The sequence below is a fragment of the Comamonas sp. DB36 genome (genome assembly GCF_057914905.1).
The window spans coordinates 3,877,149-3,898,963 of sequence record NZ_CP196631.1 but is presented as its reverse complement, the minus strand read 5'-3'; the positions used below and the strand labels follow the sequence as shown (position 1 = coordinate 3,898,963).

General features: G+C 66.5%; 20 protein-coding genes. All 20 read left to right on the top strand.

The annotated features are described in order from the left end of the window. Positions 1-15 precede the first annotated feature (15 nt). Positions 16-1,329, top strand: coding sequence for an ATP-dependent protease ATPase subunit HslU (gene hslU / locus ACSVDO_RS18255; RefSeq protein WP_489593848.1), 1,314 nt, complete (start codon positions 16-18; stop codon positions 1,327-1,329). A gap of 319 nt (positions 1,330-1,648) precedes the next feature. Next, complete coding sequence (gene mraZ / locus ACSVDO_RS18250) at positions 1,649-2,077, top strand: division/cell wall cluster transcriptional repressor MraZ (protein WP_332539189.1); 429 nt, start codon at positions 1,649-1,651, stop codon at positions 2,075-2,077. A 14-nt stretch (positions 2,078-2,091) separates the two neighbouring features. Next, complete coding sequence (gene rsmH, locus ACSVDO_RS18245) at positions 2,092-3,021, top strand: 16S rRNA (cytosine(1402)-N(4))-methyltransferase RsmH (RefSeq protein WP_332539188.1); 930 nt, start codon at positions 2,092-2,094, stop codon at positions 3,019-3,021. Between the two features lie 79 nt (positions 3,022-3,100). Next, a complete protein-coding gene (ftsL, locus tag ACSVDO_RS18240; protein WP_332539187.1) occupies positions 3,101-3,385 on the top strand; it encodes a cell division protein FtsL in 285 nt (94 codons plus the stop codon). Beyond that, entirely contained in the window at positions 3,382-5,127 is a 1,746-nt protein-coding gene (locus ACSVDO_RS18235; protein WP_332539185.1) for a peptidoglycan D,D-transpeptidase FtsI family protein, read from the top strand. Before ftsL ends, ACSVDO_RS18235 begins: the two co-directional genes overlap by 4 nt. Further along, positions 5,124-6,623 (top strand): UDP-N-acetylmuramoyl-L-alanyl-D-glutamate--2,6-diaminopimelate ligase, encoded by a 1,500-nt coding sequence (locus ACSVDO_RS18230; protein ID WP_332539184.1) that lies wholly within the window; start codon positions 5,124-5,126, stop codon positions 6,621-6,623. The genes ACSVDO_RS18235 and ACSVDO_RS18230 overlap by 4 nt, the downstream gene beginning before the upstream one ends. Further along, a complete protein-coding gene (locus ACSVDO_RS18225) occupies positions 6,620-8,032 on the top strand; it encodes a UDP-N-acetylmuramoyl-tripeptide--D-alanyl-D-alanine ligase (protein ID WP_489593844.1) in 1,413 nt (470 codons plus the stop codon). Before ACSVDO_RS18230 ends, ACSVDO_RS18225 begins: the two co-directional genes overlap by 4 nt. Beyond that, the gene (mraY, locus tag ACSVDO_RS18220) at positions 8,023-9,201 is read left to right on the top strand and encodes a phospho-N-acetylmuramoyl-pentapeptide-transferase (protein ID WP_332539182.1); all 1,179 of its coding nucleotides are present in this window, start codon (positions 8,023-8,025) and stop codon (positions 9,199-9,201) included. Before ACSVDO_RS18225 ends, mraY begins: the two co-directional genes overlap by 10 nt. Beyond that, positions 9,198-11,111 (top strand): UDP-N-acetylmuramoyl-L-alanine--D-glutamate ligase, encoded by a 1,914-nt coding sequence (murD, locus tag ACSVDO_RS18215; protein ID WP_489593842.1) that lies wholly within the window; start codon positions 9,198-9,200, stop codon positions 11,109-11,111. The genes mraY and murD overlap by 4 nt, the downstream gene beginning before the upstream one ends. A 23-nt stretch (positions 11,112-11,134) precedes the next feature. Continuing rightward, positions 11,135-12,370 (top strand): putative lipid II flippase FtsW, encoded by a 1,236-nt coding sequence (gene ftsW, locus ACSVDO_RS18210; protein ID WP_332548812.1) that lies wholly within the window; start codon positions 11,135-11,137, stop codon positions 12,368-12,370. Beyond that, a complete protein-coding gene (gene murG, locus ACSVDO_RS18205; protein ID WP_489593841.1) occupies positions 12,367-13,428 on the top strand; it encodes an undecaprenyldiphospho-muramoylpentapeptide beta-N-acetylglucosaminyltransferase in 1,062 nt (353 codons plus the stop codon). The genes ftsW and murG overlap by 4 nt, the downstream gene beginning before the upstream one ends. Beyond that, on the top strand, positions 13,425-14,867 hold the full coding sequence (gene murC, locus ACSVDO_RS18200; RefSeq protein ID WP_332540045.1) for a UDP-N-acetylmuramate--L-alanine ligase: 1,443 nt from the start codon (positions 13,425-13,427) through the stop codon (positions 14,865-14,867). The genes murG and murC overlap by 4 nt, the downstream gene beginning before the upstream one ends. Beyond that, the gene (locus ACSVDO_RS18195) at positions 14,864-15,880 is read left to right on the top strand and encodes a D-alanine--D-alanine ligase (RefSeq protein WP_332540046.1); all 1,017 of its coding nucleotides are present in this window, start codon (positions 14,864-14,866) and stop codon (positions 15,878-15,880) included. Before murC ends, ACSVDO_RS18195 begins: the two co-directional genes overlap by 4 nt. Then, positions 15,877-16,701 (top strand): cell division protein FtsQ/DivIB, encoded by an 825-nt coding sequence (locus ACSVDO_RS18190; RefSeq protein ID WP_489593838.1) that lies wholly within the window; start codon positions 15,877-15,879, stop codon positions 16,699-16,701. The genes ACSVDO_RS18195 and ACSVDO_RS18190 overlap by 4 nt, the downstream gene beginning before the upstream one ends. A gap of 57 nt (positions 16,702-16,758) precedes the next feature. Then, positions 16,759-17,988, top strand: coding sequence for a cell division protein FtsA (gene ftsA, locus ACSVDO_RS18185; RefSeq protein ID WP_159913287.1), 1,230 nt, complete (start codon positions 16,759-16,761; stop codon positions 17,986-17,988). Positions 17,989-18,109: 121 nt separating this feature from the next. Next, positions 18,110-19,351, top strand: coding sequence for a cell division protein FtsZ (gene ftsZ, locus ACSVDO_RS18180; RefSeq protein WP_489593836.1), 1,242 nt, complete (start codon positions 18,110-18,112; stop codon positions 19,349-19,351). A 250-nt stretch (positions 19,352-19,601) separates the two neighbouring features. Beyond that, on the top strand, positions 19,602-20,525 hold the full coding sequence (lpxC, locus tag ACSVDO_RS18175; RefSeq protein WP_489593834.1) for a UDP-3-O-acyl-N-acetylglucosamine deacetylase: 924 nt from the start codon (positions 19,602-19,604) through the stop codon (positions 20,523-20,525). A 10-nt stretch (positions 20,526-20,535) separates the two neighbouring features. Continuing rightward, positions 20,536-20,712, top strand: a complete 177-nt coding sequence (locus ACSVDO_RS18170; protein ID WP_332540316.1) for a hypothetical protein — start codon at positions 20,536-20,538, stop codon at positions 20,710-20,712. Between the two features lie 183 nt (positions 20,713-20,895). Beyond that, on the top strand, positions 20,896-21,336 hold the full coding sequence (locus ACSVDO_RS18165) for an RcnB family protein (RefSeq protein WP_332548806.1): 441 nt from the start codon (positions 20,896-20,898) through the stop codon (positions 21,334-21,336). A gap of 38 nt (positions 21,337-21,374) precedes the next feature. Beyond that, positions 21,375-21,809 (top strand): RcnB family protein, encoded by a 435-nt coding sequence (locus tag ACSVDO_RS18160; RefSeq protein ID WP_332540320.1) that lies wholly within the window; start codon positions 21,375-21,377, stop codon positions 21,807-21,809. The last annotated feature ends 6 nt before the right edge of the window (positions 21,810-21,815 follow it).

Sequence of the window (21,815 nt, the reverse complement as noted above, 5' to 3'; positions counted from 1 at the left end):
TGAACCGAGAACACCATGTCAATGACTCCCCAGGAAATCGTTTCCGAACTCGACAACCACATCGTCGGTCAGCAAGGTGCCAAGCGCGCCGTGGCGATCGCGCTGCGCAACCGCTGGCGCCGCCAGCAGGTCGAAGGCGACCTGCGCCAGGAAATCACGCCCAAGAACATTCTGATGATCGGCCCGACCGGCGTCGGCAAGACCGAAATCGCGCGCCGCCTGGCGCGGCTTGCCGATGCGCCGTTCATCAAGGTCGAAGCGACGAAATTCACCGAAGTCGGCTATGTCGGCAAGGACGTCGACGCGATCATTCGCGATCTGGCCGAAATCGCCGTGAAGCAGACGCGTGAATGGGAAATCCGCAAGCTGCGCGCGCGCGCCGAAGACGCGGCCGAGGACCGCATCCTCGATGTGCTGCTGCCCCAGGCGCGCACCGGCGATGCGCCGGTAGACAGCACGGCGCGCCAGGTGTTTCGCAAGAAGCTGCGCGAAGGCCAGCTCGACGACAAGGAAATCGAGATCGACCTCGCCGACTCGCGGCCGCAGCTCGAGATCATGGGCCCGCAGGGCATGGAAGAGATGGCCGAGCAGCTGCGCGGCATGTTCAGCCAGATGGGCCAGGAGCGGCGCCACACGCGCAAGATCAAGATTGCCGAAGCGCTCAAGCTGCTGACCGATGAGGAAGCCGGCAAGATGGTCAACGAGGAAGACATCCGGACCCGCGCGATCGCCAATGCCGAGCAGAACGGCATTGTCTTCATCGACGAGATCGACAAGGTCGCGACGCGCCAGGAAACCAGCGGCTCCGACGTCTCGCGCCAGGGCGTGCAGCGCGATCTGCTGCCGCTGGTCGAGGGCACGACGGTCTCGACCAAGTACGGCATGGTCAAGACCGACCACATCCTGTTCATCGCTTCGGGCGCGTTCCATCTGTCTAAGCCCAGCGACCTGATCCCCGAGCTGCAGGGGCGTTTTCCCATCCGCGTCGAGCTCGAATCGCTGTCGGTGCAGGATTTCGAGGCCATCCTGACGCAGACCCATGCGTCGCTGGTCAAGCAGTACCAGGCGCTGCTGGCCACCGAAGGCGTGACGCTGGAGTTCACGCCCGAGGGCATCACGCGGCTGGCGCACACCGCGTTCCATGTCAACGAGAGCACCGAGAACATCGGCGCGCGCCGGCTGTCGACCGTCATGGAAAGGCTGCTCGACGAGATCAGTTTCGACGCGGTCAAGCTCTCGGGCCAGACCATCACTGTCGACGCCGCCTATGTCGATGCACGCCTGGAAACGCTGAGCCAGGACGAAGATCTCTCCCGTTTCATTCTGTAACGTTTGCTGGGCGAAAGGCCTAGTGGCGTTAACGCTTGTATACGCCTGACCGCACTTCGTGTGTGCATCTGCATACCGGAGGCGGCTCAGGTTTCACATGCAGTGAATTGAGTAAGTGCTTATGGGGCAAGGAGTTTTTGCCTAAAAGCAGGTTTCGATTGCGTTCTAAGTCCTTGATTTCATTGCAAATAATTGTCACACCCCCTGTGGCCTGTTCATGATTTGCTGCTACAGTGGAAAAAAGTGCAATTAAGTGGTGAAACTTGCCGTTCCCGGCGGTTTTAGGCGGTGAACGGCGGCAGCCAGTCAAGGGCAATTCATGTTTCAAGGGGCCTCTTCGCTCAGTCTCGACGCGAAGGGTCGGCTTTCCGTGCCGACCCGGCATCGTGACGCCTTGAACGAGATGGCCCAAGGGCAGGTCACGATCACCAAGCATCCCCATGGCTGTCTCATGCTGTTCCCCCGGCCGCAATGGCTGCTGTTTCGCGACCGCATCGCCCAGCTGCCGATGTCCGCGCAATGGTGGAAGCGGATTTTCCTGGGCAACGCCATGGACGTCGACATGGACGGGACCGGCCGCGTGCTGATCTCGCCCGAGCTGCGCCAGGCCGTGGGCCTGACGCGGGACGCCGTGCTGTTGGGAATGGGCAACCACTTCGAGCTTTGGGACAAAGCCACTTATGACGCCCAGGAGGCACAGGCCATGCAGGCCCAGATGCCCGACGTTTTCCAGGATTTTGCTTTCTAAAAAAGGGCGTGCGATTGAACCAGCCCCTCCAACACATTACGGTACTGCTCGATGAAGCGGTAGATGCCCTGCTGGGCGCAGCCGGCGAGTCACCCGCGGGCGAGTTTGTCGACGGGACCTTCGGACGAGGGGGCCACTCCCGGCTCATCCTCGAGCGATTGGGGCCCGAAGGCCGGCTCAGGGCCTTCGACAAGGACCCCGAGGCCATCCAGGAAGCTGCGCGCATCACCGATGCGCGTTTTTCCATTCAACACGAGGGCTTCAGCCATCTGGCTGATCTGCCCACCGCCAGCGTGCAAGGCGTGCTGATGGATCTGGGCGTGAGCTCGCCCCAGATCGACACGCCCGAGCGCGGCTTCAGTTTCCGTTTCGACGCGCCGCTCGACATGCGCATGGACACCACGCGTGGCCAGAGCGTGGCCGAATGGCTGGCCGATGCGGAAATGCAGCAGATTGCGGAGGTGATACGTGACTATGGCGAAGAACGGTTTGCTGGGCCTATTGCAAAGGCGATTGTTGCGCGGCGCGAGGAAAAAGGCCCTATCGCAACCACCGGCGAGCTTACCGAGCTCGTGGCTGGCGCCGTCCGCACGCGTGAGGCGGGCCAGAACCCCGCCACCCGCACATTTCAGGCTCTTCGGATTTTCATCAATGCCGAATTGCAGGAGCTTGAGCAGGCGCTAGAAGCCAGCCTGCGCGTGCTCGCGCCCGGCGGCCGGCTGGTGGTGATCAGCTTCCATTCGCTCGAGGACCGCATCGTCAAGCAGTTCATCGCCAAGCATTCCAAGGAAGTGTTCGACCGGCGCGCGCCGTTCGCGCCGCCCGTGCCCATGCGCCTGGTCGGACTCGAGCGCATCAAGCCCAGCGCCGCCGAAGTCGCTGCCAACCCGCGCTCGCGCTCTGCCGTGATGCGCGTGGCGCAGCGCACCGAGGTGCCCGCATGAAGTTGCTCGCGCGTCCCGGCCATCTTTGCCCTGCCGGTGCGCCGGTCGGCATGGCAGTGCGCGCGCAGAAAGGCCGGCCATGCTGCGTCTGAACCTCGTGCTGCTGCTGGCCGTGATGGCCAGCGCCATTTTCCTGGTGCATTCCCAGTATGAGTCGCGCCGGCTGTTCACCGAGCTCGACCGCTCGATCAACGAGTCGCGCCGGCTCGCGACCGAGAACCAGCGCCTCGAAGTCGAAAAGCGCGCCCAGGCCACGCCCCAGCGCGTCGAAGTGCTGGCGCGCGATCAGCTCAAGATGTTTCCGGCCACGCCCGCCATCACGCAGTATGTGCAGGACAACGCCCGCTCGGAGGCCGCGCAATGACGCGCAGCGTGCTCTACACCTCCAGCCCCTTGCTCGCGAGCAAGACGCCGCTGTGGCGCAGCAAGATGATCGTCGCCATGCTGGCGCTGGGCTTTGTCGGTCTGGGCGCACGCGCTGCCTATGTCCAGGTGTTCGGCAACGACTTTTTCCAGCGCCAGGGTGAGGTGCGCTTCGCGCGCACGCTGGAGCTGCCGGCCAACCGCGGTCGCATTCTCGACCGCAACGGCCTGATCCTGGCGTCCAGCGTCCCCGCGGCCAGCATCTGGGCCATTCCCGAAGACGTGGACAAGGAAGATCCCGAAGTCCGCGCCAAGATGCCGCAGCTCGCCAAGCTGCTCGAAATGACGCCTGCGGCCCTTGAAGCCAAGCTCGCCGACGAGGACAAGACCTTTGTCTGGATCAAGCGCCAGCTCGACTGGGACATAGGCGAGCAGATCAAGGCGCTGGGCATCAAGGGCATCTACCAGCGCAAGGAATACAAGCGCCAGTACCCCGAAGGCGAACCCGCGGCCCACGTCGTCGGCTTCACCAACGTCGAGGACCAGGGCCAGGAAGGCATGGAGCTGGCGTTCAACAAGGAACTCGGCGGCAAGGCCGGTTCGCGCCGCGTGATCAAGGACCGCATGGGCCGGGTCGTCGAAGGCGTGGGCGAGGAAGTGCCGCCCATGGACGGCCAGGACATCCAGCTGTCGATCGACAGCAAGGTGCAGTACTTCGCCTACCAGAAGCTGCGCGACCAGGTCGAAAAATTCAAGGCCAAGGCCGGCAGCGTGGTGGTCATGGACGCGCGCACCGGCGAGCTGCTGGCGCTGGCCAACTACCCCAGCTATGTGCCCGACAAGCGCAAGAACCTGACGGGCGAACAGCTGCGCAACCGTGCGATCACCGATGTGTTCGAGCCCGGCTCGACGATGAAGCCCATCACCGTCGGCATCGCGCTGGAGACCGGCAAGTTCAAGCCCGACACGCCTATCGACACCACGCCCGGACGTATCAACGTGACCGGCTCGACGATTTCCGACACGCACAACTACGGTCTGCTGACGGTCGCCGGCGTGATCCAGAAGTCAAGCAACGTCGGCACGACCAAGATTTCCCAGCAGCTCACGGCGCAGCAGATGTGGGAAGGCTTCTCCGCGGTGGGCTTCGGCCAGAAGCCGCAGATTTCCTTCCCCGGCGCGGCCAGCGGCCGGCTGCGCCCCTACAAGACCTGGCGGCCGGTGGAGCAGGCGACGATGTCGTACGGCTACGGTCTGTCGGCCAGTCTGCTGCAGATGACGCGTTCGTACACGGTGTTCGCCAACGACGGCCGCGTGATTCCCGCAACCATGCTCAAGCGCGACGAACCGCCCGTGGGCGTGCCCATCTTCTCCGAACGCACGGCCAACCAGGTGCGCCAGATGCTGGCGCTGGCCGCCGGCCCCGGCGGTACCGGCCAGAAGGCCCAGACCGTGGGCTATTCGGTGGGCGGCAAGTCGGGCACGGCGCGCAAGCAGGTCGGCAAGAACTATGCGGCCGGCAAGTACCGCGCCTGGTTCACGGGCCTGGCGCCCGTAGACAAGCCGCGCGTGATTGTTTCCGTGATGGTCGACGAACCCACCACGGGCAGCGTCTACGGCGGCACGGTCGCCGCGCCCGTGTTCAGTGAAGTCGTGCAGCAGACGCTGCGGCTGATGGGCGTGCAGCCCGACGTGGCCGTCGTGCCGCAGATCGTCGCCAACCCGGTGGAGGAGTCGCTATGAGCATGGTGCAACTGACTTCGGCGACCGAGGCCGTGCAATGGCTGCGCGGCCGCATCACGGGACGGCTGCAGACCGACAGCCGCCAGGTCGCCAAGGGCGATGCCTTCATTGCCTGGCCCGGCGCAGCGACCGACGGCCGCGCGCATGTGGCCCAGGCGCTGGCGCGCGGCGCCGCGGCCTGCCTGGTCGAAGCCCAGGGCGTCGAAGCCTTTGATTTTTCCGATGAGCGCATTGCTGCCGTGCCCGGTCTCAAGGCCGCGAGCGGCGAGATCGCGGCGCTCTGGTACGACCGCCCCAGCGAGCAGCTGCAGGTGCTGGCCGTGACCGGCACCAACGGCAAGACCACGACCGCCTGGTGGCTGGCGCACGCGCTGGCGCAGCGCGGCTTCGACGGCCGCCAGGGCTGCGCCATGGTCGGCACGCTGGGCGTGGGCGTGCCGCCGCGGCTCGAAGACACGGGCCTGACCACGCCCGATCCCGTGCGCCTGCAGCGCGTGCTGCGCGAATATGTCGATGCGGGCGTGGCCGCCTGCGCGATGGAGGCTTCGTCCATTGGACTGGCCGAGCACCGGCTCGCGGGCACGCGCATACGCGTGGCGATCTTCACCAATTTCACCCAGGACCATCTCGACTACCACCTGAACATGCAGGCCTATTGGGAAGCCAAGAAGGCCTTGTTCGACTGGCCGGGCCTGGAGGCCGCGGTCATCAATGTCGACGACGCGCATGGCGCACGCCTGTGGGCCAGCCTGCAGTCGCGCGACCTTGATGTCTGGAGCGTCTCCACGCAAGGCCCGGCGCGCCTGCAGGCCAAGGACATCAGCCTGGGCCGCGAGGGCCTGCAGTTCACGGTGATCGAGGACGCGCACAGCCATGTGCTCAGGACGCGTCTGGTGGGCCAGTACAACGTTGCCAACCTGCTGGGCGTGATTGCCGCGCTGCGCGCGCTGGGCCTGAGCCTGGACCAGGCGGTCGCCGCCTGCGACCAGCTCGAGCCCGTGCCCGGGCGCATGCAGCAGATCGCCGAAGCCGGCAAACCGCTGGTGGCCGTCGACTATGCCCATACGCCCGACGCGCTCGAGCAGGCGCTCAAGGCCTTGCGGCCTGCGGCGCGCCAGCGCGGCGGCCGGCTGTGGTGCGTTTTCGGCTGCGGCGGCAACCGCGACGCGGGCAAGCGCCCGCTGATGGGCGAAATGGCCCAGCGCCATGCCGACGGCGTGGTCGTGACCAGCGACAATCCGCGCGGCGAAGACCCCGACGCGATCATTGCCCAGATCCTGGGCGGCATGTCGCCGTCCGCCAATCTGCATTCGGAGTCCGACCGCGCGGCCGCCATTGCCTACGCGCTGGGCGAAGCCGGCGCCAAGGACGTGGTGCTGATCGCCGGCAAGGGACATGAGGAATACCAGGAGACCGCGGGCGTCAAGCGCGCGTTCTCCGACATGGCCGAAGCGCGCAAGGCGCTGTCGGCGCGAGAAGGAATGAAACGGTCATGATGACCCTGAACCAAGCGCTGGCCCTGATCCAGTCCCAGATCCCCCAGGCCCGCCTCGTCGGCGATGGCGAAACCCTGCTTGCGCGCGTGCATACCGATACCCGCAGCCTGCAGCCCGGCGATCTGTTCGTGGCCCTCAAGGGCGAGCGTTTCGACGCCAATGATTTTCTGGCCCAGGCCCGGGACAGCGGCGCGGCCGCGGCCCTGGCCCATCCCGGCCGCCTGGCCGAAGCCGGCCTGCCGGGCATAGAAGTCGATGACAGCCTGGCCGCGCTGGGCGTGCTCGCCGCGCAATGGCGCGCGCAGTTCGCCTTGCCGCTGATCGCGGTCACCGGCAGCAACGGCAAGACCACGGTCACGCAGATGATTGCCGCCATCCTGTCGGCCCAGGCAGGCGAGCAGGCGCTGGCGACGCGCGGCAACTTCAACAATGCCATTGGCGTGCCCTTGACGCTGCTGCGCCTGAACGGCGCGCACAGTCTGGCGGTGATCGAGCTGGGCATGAACCATCCCGGTGAAATCGCCGAGCTGGCGCGCATTGCCAGGCCCACGGTGGCGCTGGTCAACAACGCCCAGCGCGAACACCTTGAGTTCATGCACACCGTGCAGGCCGTGGCCGAGGAGAACGGCAGCGTGCTCGCGGCGCTGCCCGCCGACGGCGTGGCGGTGTTTCCGGCCGGCGAGGAATTCACGCCGCTGTGGCAAGGCCTGGCGCAAACGCGTGCCAGCCTGCTGTTTGGCGACCAGGCCAGCGGTGCCCAGGTGCATGCGCTGCGGGCAGAGTGGGAGCAGGGCGCGTGGCAGGTGCGCATCGCCACGCCGGCGGGCGCTTTTGATGCCCGGCTGCAGATCGCCGGCCGGCACAACGTGCGCAATGCGCTGGCCGCCACGGCCTGCGCGCTGGCCGCGGGCGTGCCGCTGGCGGCGATCGCCGCGGGCCTGAACGCCTTTGTTCCCGTGACCGGCCGTTCGCGCGCGTTCAGCGTGCGGGTGGCAGGCCACGACGTCACGGTGGTCGATGACAGCTACAACGCCAACCCCGACTCGATGCGCGCCGCGATCGACGTGCTGGCCGAGCTGCCCGCGCCGCGCTGGCTGGTGATGGGCGACATGGGCGAAGTCGGCGACCAGGGGCCGCAGTTCCACGCCGAAGCCGGTGCCTATGCGCGTGAAAAAGGCATGGAGCGGCTGCTGGCGCTGGGCGCGCAAAGCACGCATGCGGTCGCTGCCTGCGGCGCCGCGGCACAGCATTTCGAAGACATGGCAGCGCTGCTTGCAGCGGTGCGCGAAGGGCTGCCCGCGGTGGGCAGCCTGTTGATCAAGGGATCTCGGTTCATGAAGATGGAACAGGTGGTGCAGGCGGTTTCGGCCTGTGCGGACAGCGCAGCATCGGAGGCCGCATGCTGCTGATGCTTTTTCAATGGTTGCAAGGTCTTTCGCCGGAATTCGGTTTCCTGCGCGTTTTTCAATATCTGACGTTGCGCGCCGTGATGGCCGCGCTGACCGCGCTGGTGATCGGCCTGGCGGCCGGCCCGCGCGTGATCCGCCTGCTGGCCTCGCTGAAGATAGGCCAGCCCATCCGTGGCTACGGCATGGAGACCCATCTGGCCAAGAGCGGCACGCCCACCATGGGCGGCGTGCTGATCCTGCTGTCGATCGCGATTTCCACGCTGCTGTGGTTCGAGCTGTCGAACCGCTTTGTCTGGATCGTGCTGCTGGTGACGCTGGGCTTCGGTGCCATCGGCTGGGTCGATGACTGGCGCAAGGTCGTCAACAAGGACCCCGAAGGCATGCGTTCGGGCGAAAAGTATTTCTGGCAGTCGGTGATAGGCCTGCTGGCCGCGCTGTATCTGGTGTTCAGCATTTCCGAAAACAGCAACGTGCAGGTGTTCGAGCTGTTCATCCGCTGGGTGCAGTCGGGCTTCTCCATGGACCTGCCATCCAAGGCCGGCCTGCTGGTGCCGTTCTTCAAGGAAGTCAGCTACCCGCTGGGCGTGCTGGGCTTCGTCATCATGACCTATCTGGTGATTGTCGGCGCGAGCAACGCGGTCAACCTGACCGACGGTCTCGACGGCCTGGCGATCATGCCGGTGATCATGGTCGGCTCGGCGCTGGGCGTGTTTGCCTATGTCACGGGCAGCGTCAACTTCGCCAAGTACCTGCTGTTCCCGCACATCGCCGGCTCGGGCGAGCTGCTGATCTTCTGCGCGGCCATGGCCGGCGCGGGACTGGCCTTCCTCTGGTTCAACGCCCACCCGGCCCAGGTGTTCATGGGTGACGTGGGCGCGCTGGCGCTGGGCGGCGCGCTGGGCACCATCGCGGTGATCGTGCGCCAGGAAATCGTGCTGGCCATCATGGGCGGCATCTTCGTTGCCGAAGCCGTGTCCGTGATGCTGCAGGTGGTCTGGTTCAAGTACACCAAGAAGCGCTACGGCCAGGGCCGGCGCCTGCTGAAGATGGCGCCGCTGCACCACCATTTCGAGAAGAGCGGCTGGAAGGAAACGCAGGTCGTGACGCGTTTCTGGATCATCACCATGCTGCTGTGCCTGGTCGGCCTGTCGACGCTGAAACTGCGATGAATACCCCCCACCTCACTCCTGTGCCCACCGACGCCCTGGCGCCGGACGATGCCGTGCTCGCGCCTGAAGAAGCCCGGGTGCAGGAAGACCCCGTGCTGCCCGCATCGGTCGAGCCCGGCGAATCGGCACCAGCCGCTCCCTTGCCGGCCGAGGTCGCTGAGATGGCCGAGCCGCTGCCCGCAGCCGAGCTGTCGGCGCCGGCAGCACCCGTGCCGCCGCTGTCGAGCCTGCGTGCGGCCGAAGACGCGGCGGCGTTTGTCGCGCAGATCTTTGCGCAGGTGGCCGCGCCCGCAGTGGAGGTCGAAGCCACTGCGGCGGCGCAGGCCGCACCAGCCGAAGCCCAGCCCGAACTGCCGCCCGTGCCCGCGGGCTGGCCGCAGGCGACCGATGAACAGGACTTGCCGCTGGCCGGCCAGCAACTGCTGGTGCTGGGCCTGGGAGCCTCGGGCCTGGCGATGGCGCGCTGGTGCGCGCGGCTGGGAGCGCAGGTGACCGTGGCCGATACACGCCAGGCGCCGCCCCAGCTGGCGGTTCTGGCGCAGGAGCTGCCCCAGGTGCGCTTCGTTGCCGGCGCGTTCGATGCCGCTTTGCTCGACGGCCAGAACTTTGCCGCGGTCTACCGCTCGCCGGGCCTGAGCCCCGAGCAGCTCGCTCCCGTGCTCGCGGCCGCGCAAGCCCAGGGCCTGCGCCAGGGCGGCGAGCTCGATCTGTTTGCGCTGGCGCTGCAGTCGCTGGCCCGTGGCCATGGCTACCAGCCCGCGGTGCTGGCGATCACCGGCACCAACGGCAAGACCACGGTCACCTCGCTCACGGGCCAACTGCTCGCGCATGCGGGCAAGACCGTGGCCGTGGCCGGCAACATCGGCCCCACGCTGCTCGACACGCTTTCCGGCCATATCGATGACTGCACGCTGCCCCAGGCCTGGGTGCTTGAACTCTCGAGCTTCCAGCTCGATGCCGCGACGGGCTTCTCGCCCACGGCCGCGACCGTGCTCAACATCAGCCAGGACCATCTCGACTGGCATGGCAGCGTCGAAGCCTATGCCGCGTCCAAGGCACGGATTTTCGGCGACGGCCTGATGATTCTCAACCGCGAAGACCCGGTCGTGATGCAGATGCTGCCCGCGCCCACGCGCGTCAAGCTGCAGCGCCCCCAGGAGCGCCAGCATGTCACCTTTGGCGGCGACATGCCGCGCCGCGCCGGCGACTTCGGCATCGAAGTCGTTGCCGGCATGGCCTGGCTGGTGCGCGCGCTTGAAGCCGACGAGACCGGCAAGCGCGCCAAGGCGGCGCAGGACGATCTGCATTTCCAGCGGCTGATGCCCGCTGACGCGCTGCGCATACGCGGGCGGCACAACGCCATCAACGCGCTGTCGGCGCTGGCCCTGGCCTCGGCCGCGGGCTGCGCCCTGGGCCCCATGCTCTACGGCCTGCGCGAATACCGCGGCGAGCCGCACCGCGTCGAGCCCGTGGGCGTGGTCGGCGAAGTCGAGTTCTTTGACGACAGCAAGGGCACGAATGTCGGCGCGACCGTGGCGGCGCTCACCGGCCTGGGCGCCGACCGCCGTCTGGTGGTCATCATGGGCGGCGAAGGCAAGGGCCAGGATTTCTCGCCGCTGGCCGCGCCCGTGGCGCGCTATGCGCGCGCCGTGGTGCTGATAGGGCGCGACGCGCCGCTGATTCGCGCGGCGCTCGAGGCCAGCGGCGTGCCGCTGCTCGCGGCCGACTCCATGGCCCAGGCCGTGGCGCTGGCCCATGCGCAGGCGCGCCCCGGCGAGGCCGTGCTGATGTCGCCGGCCTGCGCGAGCTTCGACATGTTCAAGGACTATGAAGACCGCGCGCGCCAGTTCGTGCTGGCGGTGGAAGGCCTGGCGCACGACGCCGGCCATGACCTGGAGGGCTGGGTGTGAGCACCGCTTCCATCTCGCAGCGCATGGCCGCCTGGTTTGGCGGCATCTCGGAAAAGGCCGTCGATGTGCTGCCGGTGCGCGTGGGCGGGCCGCAGTACCGCCGCCCCACGGTCACGCCGGCGAGCGTGCTGGGCCTGGACCAGGCGCTGATCTGGATGGTGATAGGCCTTCTTGCCTGGAGCATCGTGATGGTCTATTCGGCGTCGATCGCGATGCCCGACAACCCGCGCTTCGGCAAGATCGCACCCACCCATTTCCTGCTGCGCCACAGCATGTCCATCGGCATGGCGTTTGTCGGCGCGCTGCTGGCCTTCCAGGTGTCCATGGTCACCTGGGAGCGCATGGCGCGCAAGCTGTTCCTGGTCTCGCTGATCCTGCTGGTCGCGGTGCTGATTCCGCATGTGGGCACCGTGGTCAACGGCGCGCGCCGCTGGCTGTCGCTGGGCATCATGAACTTCCAGCCGTCGGAGCTCGCGAAGTTCGCGGTATTGATCTATGCGGCCGACTACATGGTGCGCAAGATGGCCGTCAAGGAGCGCTTCTTCCGCGCGGTGCTGCCCATGGGCGCGGCCGTGGTGGTGGTCGGCGTGCTGCTGCTGGCCGAGCCCGACATGGGCGCGTTCATGGTGATCGTGGTGATCGCCATGGGCATCCTGTTCCTGGGCGGCGTGAACGCGCGCATGTTCTTCCTGATCGCGTTCCTGGTGGTCGTGGCCTTCGTCATCATCATCGGCTTTTCCGAATGGCGGCGCGAGCGCATCTTCGCCTACCTCAACCCCTGGGACGAGAAACACGCGCTGGGCAAGGGCTACCAGCTCTCGCATGCGCTGATCGCCATCGGCCGCGGCGAGATCTTCGGCGTCGGCCTGGGCCGCAGCGTCGAGAAACTGCACTGGCTGCCCGAAGCGCATACCGACTTTCTGCTGGCCGTGATCGGCGAGGAGTTCGGCCTGATCGGCGTGCTGACGCTGATCATCATGTTCCTCTGGATCACGCGCCGCATCATGCACATAGGCCGGCGCGCGGTCGCGCTGGACCGCGTGTTTTCCGGCCTGGTCGCGCAGGGCGTGGCCGTCTGGGTGGGCTTTCAGGCCTTCATCAACATGGGTGTGAATCTCGGGGCGCTGCCGACCAAGGGGCTGACGCTGCCGTTCATGAGTTTCGGCGGGTCGGCCATCCTGATGAATTTGGTGGCGCTGGCCGTGGTGTTGCGCGTGGATTACGAAAACAAGGAACTCATGCGCGGAGGACATCCATGAGCAAGACCGCATTGATCATGGCCGGCGGCACCGGCGGCCACATCTTCCCCGGCCTGGCCGTGGCCCAGGCGTTACGCGAGCGCGGCTGGCAGGTGCACTGGCTGGGCGCGCCGGACAGCATGGAGTCGCGCCTGGTGCCGGCCCAGGGCTTCACGCTCGAGACCATAGACTTTTCCGGGGTGCGCGGCAAAGGCGTGGTGACGCTGGCGCTGCTGCCGCTGCGCCTGCTCAAGGCGTTCTGGCAGGCGCTGGCCGTGGTGCGCCGCGTCAAGCCCGACGTGGTCGTGGGCCTGGGCGGCTACATCAGCTTTCCTGGCGGCATGATGGCCGTGCTGGCCGGCAAGCCATTGGTGCTGCATGAACAGAACTCGGTCGCGGGCATGGCCAACCGCGTTCTTGCCGGCGTTGCCGACCGGGTGTTCACGGCGTTTCCCAAGGTCTTTGCCAAGGGCCAATGGGTGGGCAATCCGCTGCGCCCGGCGTTCACGTCGCAGCCGCTGCCGGCCGCGCGCTTCGCGGGACGCAGCGGCCCGCTGCGCCTGCTGGTCGTGGGCGGCAGCCTGGGCGCGCGTGTGCTCAATGATGTCGTGCCCCAGGCGCTGGCGCTGATTCCCGCCGACTTGCGCCCGCAGGTGCTGCACCAGAGCGGCGCCAAGCAGATCGATGCGTTGCGCGCAAACTACGCCGCCGCGGGCGTGGAGGCGACGCTCACGCCCTTCATCGACGACACCGCCCAGGCGTTTGCCGACGCCGATGTGATCGTCTGCCGCGCGGGCGCGAGCACCGTGACCGAGATCGCCGCCGTGGGTGCGGCCGCGGTCTATGTGCCGTTTCCGTCGGCCGTGGACGACCACCAGACCACCAATGCGCGCTTCATAGTTGACGCCGGCGGTGGATGGTTGCTGCCCCAGGGAGAACTGGGCGCGGAAATGTTGTCCAATATGCTACAAAATATGCAGCGCTCCACGCTTTTGGAGCGCGCAGAACAAGCGAAGAACATGCAAAAGATTGAGGCGACCACCGCGGTGGTGCGCGCGTGCGAGGAGTTGGCGCGATGAAACACGCCATCCACCACATCCATTTCGTCGGTCTCGGCGGCTCGGGAATGAGCGGCATCGCCGAGGTCCTGAAGAACCTTGGCTACCATATTTCGGGCTCCGACCTGGTCGACAGCCCGAGCCTGCAGCGCCTCAAGGGCCTGGGCATCACCACCTGCGTGGGCCATGAGGCCAAGCACATCGACGGCGCGGACGTCGTCGTGACCTCGACGGCCGTGCAGGCAGACAACCCCGAAGTGCTGGCCGCGCGCGCCAGAAAAATTCCCGTCGTGCCGCGCGCGCTGATGCTGGCCGAGCTGATGCGCTTCAAGCAGGGCATCGCGATCGCGGGCGCCCACGGCAAGACCACGACCACCAGCCTGGTGACCTGCGTGCTGGCCGAAGCCGGGCTGGACCCGACCTTCGTCATCGGCGGCAAGCTCAACAGCGCGGGCGCGAATGCCCAGCTGGGCCAGGGCGACTACATCGTCGTCGAGGCCGACGAGTCGGACGCCTCGTTCCTGAACCTGCTGCCCTGCATGGCCGTGGTCACGAACATCGACGCCGATCACATGGAAACCTACGGCCATGACTTCGGCCGGCTCAAGAGCGCGTTTGTCGAGTTCCTGCACCGCATGCCGTTCTACGGCCGCGCCATTCTCTGCATGGACAGCCCCGCGGTGCGCGACATTCTGACCAGCGTCGCGCGCCCCATGACCACCTACGGCTTCAGCGAAGACGCGCAGGTGCGCGCCGTCAACGTGCAGGCGCGCGGCGGCGAAATGCATTTCACCGTGCGCCGCGAAGGCCAGCCGGGCAACGGCAGCTACCCCGATCTCGACGTGGTGCTGAGCCTGCCGGGCGAGCACAACGTGCTCAATGCGCTCGCGGCCGTGGCCGTGGCGATGGAGCTCGAGATCGCCGACGACGCGCTGCTGCGCGCGCTGCTCAATTTCAAGGGCGTGGGCCGGCGCTTCCAGCGCTATGGCGAGCTGCCCAGCCGCGACGGCGGCCATTTCACCGTGATCGACGACTACGGCCACCATCCGGTTGAAATGGCGGCGACGCTGGCCGCGGCGCGCGGCGCGTTTCCCGGCCAGCGCCTGGTGCTCGCGTTCCAGCCGCACCGCTACAGCCGCACGCGCGACTGTTTCGAGGATTTCGTCAAGGTCATAGGCGCGGCCGATCTGGTGCTGCTGACCGAAGTCTATGCGGCCGGCGAGGCGCCCATCGTGGCGGCCGACGGCCGCTCGCTGGCGCGCGCGCTGCGCGTGGCCGGGCGCGTGGAGCCGGTGTTCGTCGAGAACGTCGGCGATCTGCCCCAGGCGATCGTCGACAACGCGCGCGCCGGCGATGTCGTGCTGTGCATGGGCGCGGGCTCGATAGGCACGGTGCCGGCCAAGGTCGTGCTGATGATGGATCAGGCTGAACAGCCAGTCGAAGAGAAGGTCGGGATATGAGCGGATTGGACGCGAAGGCGAATATGAATATCGATGTGGGCGCACTGGGCAAGGTCGCGGTGCTGATGGGCGGGCGCTCGTCCGAGCGCGAAGTCTCGCTGATGTCGGGCAGCGGCGTGCTGGCCGCGCTGCGCGCGCGCGGCGTCGACGCGCATGCGTTCGATCCCGCCGAGCGCGACCTGTCGGCGCTCAAGGCAGAAGGCTTTGCGCGCTGCTTCATCGCGCTGCACGGCCGCTTCGGTGAAGACGGCACGGTGCAGGGCGCGCTGGAACTGCTCGACATCCCCTACACGGGCCCGGGCGTGATGGCTTCGAGCATCGCCATGGACAAGATCATGACCAAGCGCATCTGGCGCTTCGAAGGCCTGCCCACACCCGACTGGCGTCTGGTCGCCAGCGCCGAGGAAACCAGCCAGGCGCTGGCCGTGCTGGGCGCGCCCATGATCGTCAAGCCCGCGCGCGAAGGCTCGACCATTGGCCTGACCAAGGTCACGAGCGCCGAGGAATGCGCCCAGGCCTATGCACTGGCGTCGCAGTACGACCCCGAAGTGCTGTGCGAGCAGTTCATCGATGGCGACGAGACCACCTGCCCGGTGCTCGAAGGCGCGGGCCAGCCTGCCGATGCCGGCCGCGCCGATGCCGGCCGCGCCCAGGCACTGCCCGTGATCCGCATCGTCGCGCCCGAAGGCAACTACGACTACCAGAACAAGTATTTCACCGATACCACGCAGTACCACTGCCCCAGCGGCCTGCCCGAGGCCGAGGAGCATGAAATCCAGCGCCTGGTCGAGCGCGCGTTCCGCACGCTGGGCTGCCGCGGCTGGGCGCGTGCCGACATCATGATCCGCGCCAGCGACCGCCAGCCGTTCCTGCTCGAAATCAATACCTCGCCCGGCATGACCAGCCACTCGCTGGTGCCCATGGCGGCACGTGCTTCGGGCATCAGCTACGAAGACCTGTGCCTGCGCATTCTTGCGAGTGCCGCTCTCGATGGAGGCGCTGGCCGACCATGAAGCGCACGCTGCCCGCTCCGCTCGACGTCAAGCTCATGAACGTGACCGCCACGGTCCTGTTCCTGGGCTGCGCCGCGCTGTTGCTGGCGGCGGCGAGCTGGTGGGTGGTGCGCCATCCTGCGTTTTCGATCAGCCGCATCATTGTCGAAGGCGAGCTGGTGCACAACAACGCGGTAACGCTGCGCGCCAATGTGGCGCCCAGCCTCACGGGCAACTTCTTCACCATCGACCTGCGCGCGGCGCGCGAGGCGTTCGAGGAAGTGCCATGGGTGCGCGAAGCCCAGGTGCGGCGCGAATACCCCAACAGCCTGCGCGTCGAGTTGCACGAGCATGTGGCCGAAGCGTTCTGGGGGCCGGACACGGGCGCGGAAATGGTCAACAGCTTCGGCGAAGTGTTCGAGGCCAACATCGGCGAAGTCGAGCGCGAAGGCATTCCGCGGCTGCAGGGCCCTAGCGGCAGCTCGCAGCAGGTGCTGCAGGTGTATCGCATGCTCGCGCCCGCGCTCGCGCCGCTGTCGCTGGAAATCGACGAGCTCACGCTCAACGAACGCGGCAGCTGGAAGGCGCGCCTGGCCCAAGGGGCCCAGGTGGAACTCGGCGGCGGCACGGTGGAACAGATGCTGCAGCGCGTGCAGCGCTTCACGCGCACGCTGGCCACCGTGACGACGCAGTACCAGCGCAAGGCCGATGCACTCGAATACGTGGATTTGCGTTATGAAGACGGCTATGCGCTGCGGCTGCATGGCGTGAGCACAGTACAGGGCAAGCTGCCTCCCCCCCGTCCCAAACCCCAGCCCAAGCCGGCTGCGGCCCGGCGCTGAAAGGAAGGCATATGCAACAGAACGACAAGACGGGACCAACTGAGGGCGGACTCTGATATGGCAAGAGAATACAAAGATGTGGTCGTCGGGCTGGACATTGGCACAGCCAAGGTCATGGCCGTGGTAGCCGAAGTGCTGCCCAATGGTGAACTCAAGCTCGCGGGCCTGGGTGTGGCCCCGAGCAACGGGCTCAAGCGCGGCGTGGTGGTGAACATCGACGCCACGGTGCAGAGCATCCAGCTCGCGCTCAAGGAAGCCGAGCTGATGGCCGACTGCAAGATCCAGCGCGTGTGCACCGGCATCACCGGCAGCCATATCCGCGGACTCAACTCCAGCGGCATGGTCGCCGTGAAGGACAAGGAAGTCACGCCCACCGACGTGGCGCGCGTGGTCGAGACCGCCAAGGCGATCAATATTTCCTCGGACCAGCGACTGTTGCTGGTCGAGCCGCAGGAATTCGTGATCGACGGCCAGGACGTGAAGGAGCCCATTGGCATGAGCGGCATACGCCTCGAAGCCAAGATCCACATCGTCACCGGCGCGCAGAGCGCGGCCGAGAACATCATCAAGTGCGTGCGCCGCTGCGGCCTCGAGGTCGAGCAGCTGCTGCTCAATCCGCTGGCCTCGAGCCAGGCGGTGCTGACCGACGACGAGCGCGAGCTGGGCGTGGCCGTGGTCGACATCGGCGCGGGCACGACCGACGTCGCGATCTTCACCGGCGGCGCGATCCGCCACACGGCCGTGATACCGATTGCGGGCGACCTGATCACCAGCGACATCGCGATGGCGTTGCGCACGCCGACCAAGGATGCCGAAGACATCAAGGTCGAAAGCGGCTACGCCAAGCAGCTGCTGGCCGACCCCGACAGCCAGGTTGAAGTGCCCGGCCTGGGCGACCGCAGCCCGCGCATGATCAGCAAGCAGGCGCTGGCCGGCGTGATCGAGCCGCGCGTCGAGGAAATCTTCTCGCTGGTGCAGCAGGTCATACGCGAATCGGGCTACGAGGAAGTGCTGTCGTCGGGCATCGTGATCACGGGCGGCAGTTCGGTCATGCCCGGCATGGTCGAGCTGGCCGAGGACATTTTCCTCAAGCCCGTGCGCCGCGGAATTCCTAAGTATTCCAGCGCTTTGGCCGACATGGTGGCCCAGCCCCGGTCGGCTACAGTCATGGGTTTGCTTGACGAGGCACGCCTGGCGCGCCTGCGCGGTTTCAAGGTGGCACAAAAGAGTGGGTCGATGAAGACCGCTTTTGGTCGTTTCAAAGACTTCATTGTGGGAAACTTCTAGCCATGAGCGCTTATCGACTGCGCATCACCGGCCCGCCCACGGATGTCCGAATACGCGTGATTCCAGGATTTCCCTTTCAAACGGCCGTGACCCCAATTTTCAGAGTTTCAGGAGCAGCAACATGACCATCGAAATGATCGAAGCCGAAGAGTTCAACCAGGGCACACAGATCAAGGTGATCGGTGTCGGTGGCGGCGGCAGCAATGCCGTCGAGCACATGATTGCCCGCAATGTGCAGGGTGTGGAGTTCGTCTGCGCGAACACCGATGCCCAGGCATTGATCCGCAGTGCCGCGCACCGCACCATCCAGCTCGGCCAAAGCGGCCTGGGCGCAGGCAGCAAGCCCGAAAAGGGCCGTGAAGCCGCCGAAGCCGCCGTGGAAGACATCCGCGCGGCCATCGACGGCGCGCACATGCTGTTCATCACCGCCGGCATGGGCGGCGGCACCGGCACCGGCGCCGCGCCCGTGATCGCGCGCGTCGCCAAGGAAATGGGCATTCTCACCGTGGGCGTGGTGACCAAGCCTTTCGATTGGGAAGGCGGCCGCCGCATGACCAACGCCGACAACGGCCTCAACGAACTCGAAGCCAATGTCGACTCGCTGATCGTGGTGCTCAACGAGAAGCTGCTCGACGTGCTCGGCGACGACATCACGCAGGACGAAGCTTTCGCCCATGCGAATGACGTGCTGAAGAACGCCGTCGGCGGTATCGCTGAAATCATCAACGAATACGGCCAGGTGAACGTCGACTTCGAAGACGTGCGCACCGTGATGGGCGAGCCCGGCAAGGCAATGATGGGCACGGCCACGGCCGCCGGCCCCGACCGCGCGCGCATCGCCGCGGAGCAGGCCATCGCCTGCCCGCTGCTCGAAGGCATCGACCTGTCGGGCGCCAAGGGCGTGCTGGTGCTGGTCACCGCGTCCAAGGGCAGCCTCAAGCTGTCCGAGTCGCGCCTGGCAATGAACACCATCAACGCCTACGCTTCGCCCGATGCCCACGTGATCTTCGGCGCCGCCTATGACGACAGCCTGGGCGACGAGATCCGCGTGACCGTGGTCGCCACCGGCCTGGCCCGTCAGAACGCACGCCGCCAGAACATGGCCGTGCTGCAAGGCGGTCTGCGCACCGGTACCGACAACCTGAGCTACCAACTGCCCACGGCCAGCATGGGCAGCGCCCAGGGCGCGGGCGGTCTGGGCGGCACGGGCCACAGCACCGACTTCGGCAACATGGGCAACATGTCCGTGCCCAGCGTCTGGCGCACCAACCGCACCCAGGCCGCAGCGCGTGTCGACGCACTGGCTTCGGGCGGCATGGAAGACCTGGAAATTCCAGCGTTCCTGCGCAAGCAAGCGGATTGATCGGGAGCACCCGCGCCTTCGCGGCAGGGGCCGTCCCCCGCTTGCCCCTCTCTCGCTGCGCGGGAGGGGGACGGCAGCCTCGCTGCGGGGCGGCCCTTGCTCGCTGCCCCTGAGCTGGGCCCTGCCGGTTTCAAAGGCATGCTGTTCATGCTGTGAGCTAGAGCTCCACACCGAGAAATTGATCGCGGCAATAGCCAAGACTGTGTCCCGGCGACAGCCGGGACATGGTGCGGCCACTTAAAATGCAGGTATGTTGAAGCAACGCACCCTCAAGACAATCACCCGTGCTGTGGGCGTGGGCCTGCACAGCGGTCAGCGCGTCGAGTTGACGCTGCGCCCCGCGCCGGCGGACACCGGCATTGTCTTCAGACGCGTTGACCTGCCCGAACCCGTCGATATCCCGATTTCGGCCTATGCGATCACCGACACGCGCATGGCATCGACCATTGGCGTGGGCGGGGCCAAGGTGCATACGGTGGAGCATCTGATGTCGGCCATCGCGGGCCTGGGGCTCGACAACCTGTTTATCGACATCACGGCCGAGGAAGTCCCCATTCTTGACGGCTCGTCGTCGTCGTTCGTGTTCCTGCTGCAGAGCGCGGGCATAGAACTGCAGAACGCTCCCAAGCGCTTCATCCGCGTCAAGCGCACCGTCGAAGTGCGCGAAGGCGAAGGCAAGAACCTCAAGTGGGCGCGCTTCGATCCCTATCACGGCTTCAAGCTGCGCTTCGAGATCGACTTCGCCCATCCGGCAGTGGATTCCACAGGCCAGTGCGTGGAGTTCGACCTGGGCGAGGACAACTACGTGCGCGACATCGCGCGCGCGCGCACTTTCGGTTTCACCAAGGACGTCGAAATGCTGCGCACCAACGGCCTGGCGCTGGGCGGTGGGCTCGACAACGCCATCGTCATGGACGACTACAAGGTGCTCAACAGCGACGGCCTGCGCTATGACGACGAGTTCGCCAAGCACAAGATCCTCGACGCCATCGGCGACCTGTTCGTCATCGGCAAGCCGCTGCTAGCGGCCTACAGCGCCTTCCGTTCGGGCCACGGCATGAACAACCAGCTGCTGCGCGCGCTGCTCGATCAGCCCGATGCCTGGGAAATCGTCACGTTCGAGAACGAACGCCTGGCGCCCAAGGGCTTTGCCGAGCCGGTGCGCGCCTGGTGAGCTTGGCCCCATGCTGATCTTTCGCGCCCTCGTAGGCTTTCTGTTTGTCGCGGCCTTGCTGTGCTTTGCGTTCTACCTGGGCACGGGCCAGCCCGGCTACAAGCGCTGGGCCATGCTGATTCTCAAATGGACGGTGATCGCCGCGCTGGCTTTCTTCGCGGTGCTGATACTGGGCAGGATTGCCTGACGCCGCCGGCGCGGATGTTGCACTTGGCAATCATTTGAGCCTCTACGGATGTGTCGATTCGCTGCCTCTGTGAACCAACGCAAGGCTTGCGCAAAACTTGTGTAAAGCGCTGTCGTCCGACCCCCCAAGCCCGGGAGGATGGGCCATCATGCAGTCACACCAACCACTTCAAGAAGGGGTGACATGACACACAATAAATCGATCCAATCCGGCCTCTGGGCCCTCGCGGCCGGCGTCGCCTTGACCGCTTTCGCACCTCTGGCATCGGCCCAGCCGCGCCAGGAGCCGCAGCGCGGCGGCCCGCAGATGCACCAGCCCGAGCCCGGACATGGTCCGGCGCAGATGCACCAACCTGTGCATCAGCACCAGCCCGCGGCCAAGCCCGGTCATGGTCCCGGCCATGTCCAGGCGGGCGGACCGCACCGCGGTGCCGGCCCCGATCGCAACCTGCACCGCGGCGGCAAGCTGCCGCCGAGCTATCGCAGCAAGCACTACATCGTCGATGACTGGCGTGGTCATGGACTGCAGCGCCCGGGACGCGGCCAGCACTGGGTGCAGGTCGGCTCCGACTACCTGCTGGTGGCCGCGGCCACGGGGCTGATCGCGCAGATCGTCCTGCATTGATTCGCCAGCACTTCTCACAGTTTTGAAAGGGGATCATCATGACCCGTTGGACCACTTCCATCATGGCCACTGCAGTCGCCTTGACCATGGGCCTGAGCGCCACACTGGCCCAGGCACAGCCCGACAACCGCCGCGGCCCTCCGGGCCACTCGCAAGGCCATGGCAACGGCCATGGCCACGCCGGACCGGACCGCCATGACCGCCACGATCGTTACGACCGCCGTGATGACCGCCGCCCCGGCCCGCCGCCGCACGCCCATGGCGGGCGCCATGGTGCCGGTCCGCAGCACAACTGGGTGCGCGGCTCGCGCATTCCGCCCCAGTACCGCACGCGCCACTATGTGGTCAACGACTGGCGCGGCCATCACCTGAGCCCGCCGCCACGCGGCTATCACTGGGTGCAAAATGGTGGTGACTATCTGCTGGTGGCGATTGCCACGGGCGTGATCGCGCAGCTGATACTGAGCCAATGACATTCG

Bases quoted from the DNA above. Each gene is read 5' to 3' on its own strand.
- ACSVDO_RS18195 (WP_332540046.1), top strand. From the start codon at position 14,864: ATGAGCGGATTGGACGCGAAGGCGAATATGAATATCGATGTGGGCGCA.
- hslU (WP_489593848.1), top strand. From the start codon at position 16: ATGTCAATGACTCCCCAGGAAATCGTTTCCGAACTCGACAACCACATC.
- mraZ (WP_332539189.1), top strand. From the start codon at position 1,649: ATGTTTCAAGGGGCCTCTTCGCTCAGTCTCGACGCGAAGGGTCGGCTT.
- lpxC (WP_489593834.1), top strand. From the start codon at position 19,602: ATGTTGAAGCAACGCACCCTCAAGACAATCACCCGTGCTGTGGGCGTG.
- murG (WP_489593841.1), top strand. From the start codon at position 12,367: ATGAGCAAGACCGCATTGATCATGGCCGGCGGCACCGGCGGCCACATC.
- ACSVDO_RS18160 (WP_332540320.1), top strand. From the start codon at position 21,375: ATGACCCGTTGGACCACTTCCATCATGGCCACTGCAGTCGCCTTGACC.
- ftsA (WP_159913287.1), top strand. From the start codon at position 16,759: ATGGCAAGAGAATACAAAGATGTGGTCGTCGGGCTGGACATTGGCACA.
- ftsZ (WP_489593836.1), top strand. From the start codon at position 18,110: ATGACCATCGAAATGATCGAAGCCGAAGAGTTCAACCAGGGCACACAG.
- ACSVDO_RS18170 (WP_332540316.1), top strand. From the start codon at position 20,536: ATGCTGATCTTTCGCGCCCTCGTAGGCTTTCTGTTTGTCGCGGCCTTG.
- ACSVDO_RS18190 (WP_489593838.1), top strand. From the start codon at position 15,877: ATGAAGCGCACGCTGCCCGCTCCGCTCGACGTCAAGCTCATGAACGTG.
- ftsW (WP_332548812.1), top strand. From the start codon at position 11,135: ATGGCCGCCTGGTTTGGCGGCATCTCGGAAAAGGCCGTCGATGTGCTG.
- murC (WP_332540045.1), top strand. From the start codon at position 13,425: ATGAAACACGCCATCCACCACATCCATTTCGTCGGTCTCGGCGGCTCG.
- mraY (WP_332539182.1), top strand. From the start codon at position 8,023: ATGCTGCTGATGCTTTTTCAATGGTTGCAAGGTCTTTCGCCGGAATTC.
- ACSVDO_RS18235 (WP_332539185.1), top strand. From the start codon at position 3,382: ATGACGCGCAGCGTGCTCTACACCTCCAGCCCCTTGCTCGCGAGCAAG.
- ACSVDO_RS18230 (WP_332539184.1), top strand. From the start codon at position 5,124: ATGAGCATGGTGCAACTGACTTCGGCGACCGAGGCCGTGCAATGGCTG.
- ftsL (WP_332539187.1), top strand. From the start codon at position 3,101: ATGCTGCGTCTGAACCTCGTGCTGCTGCTGGCCGTGATGGCCAGCGCC.
- murD (WP_489593842.1), top strand. From the start codon at position 9,198: ATGAATACCCCCCACCTCACTCCTGTGCCCACCGACGCCCTGGCGCCG.
- ACSVDO_RS18165 (WP_332548806.1), top strand. From the start codon at position 20,896: ATGACACACAATAAATCGATCCAATCCGGCCTCTGGGCCCTCGCGGCC.
- ACSVDO_RS18225 (WP_489593844.1), top strand. From the start codon at position 6,620: ATGATGACCCTGAACCAAGCGCTGGCCCTGATCCAGTCCCAGATCCCC.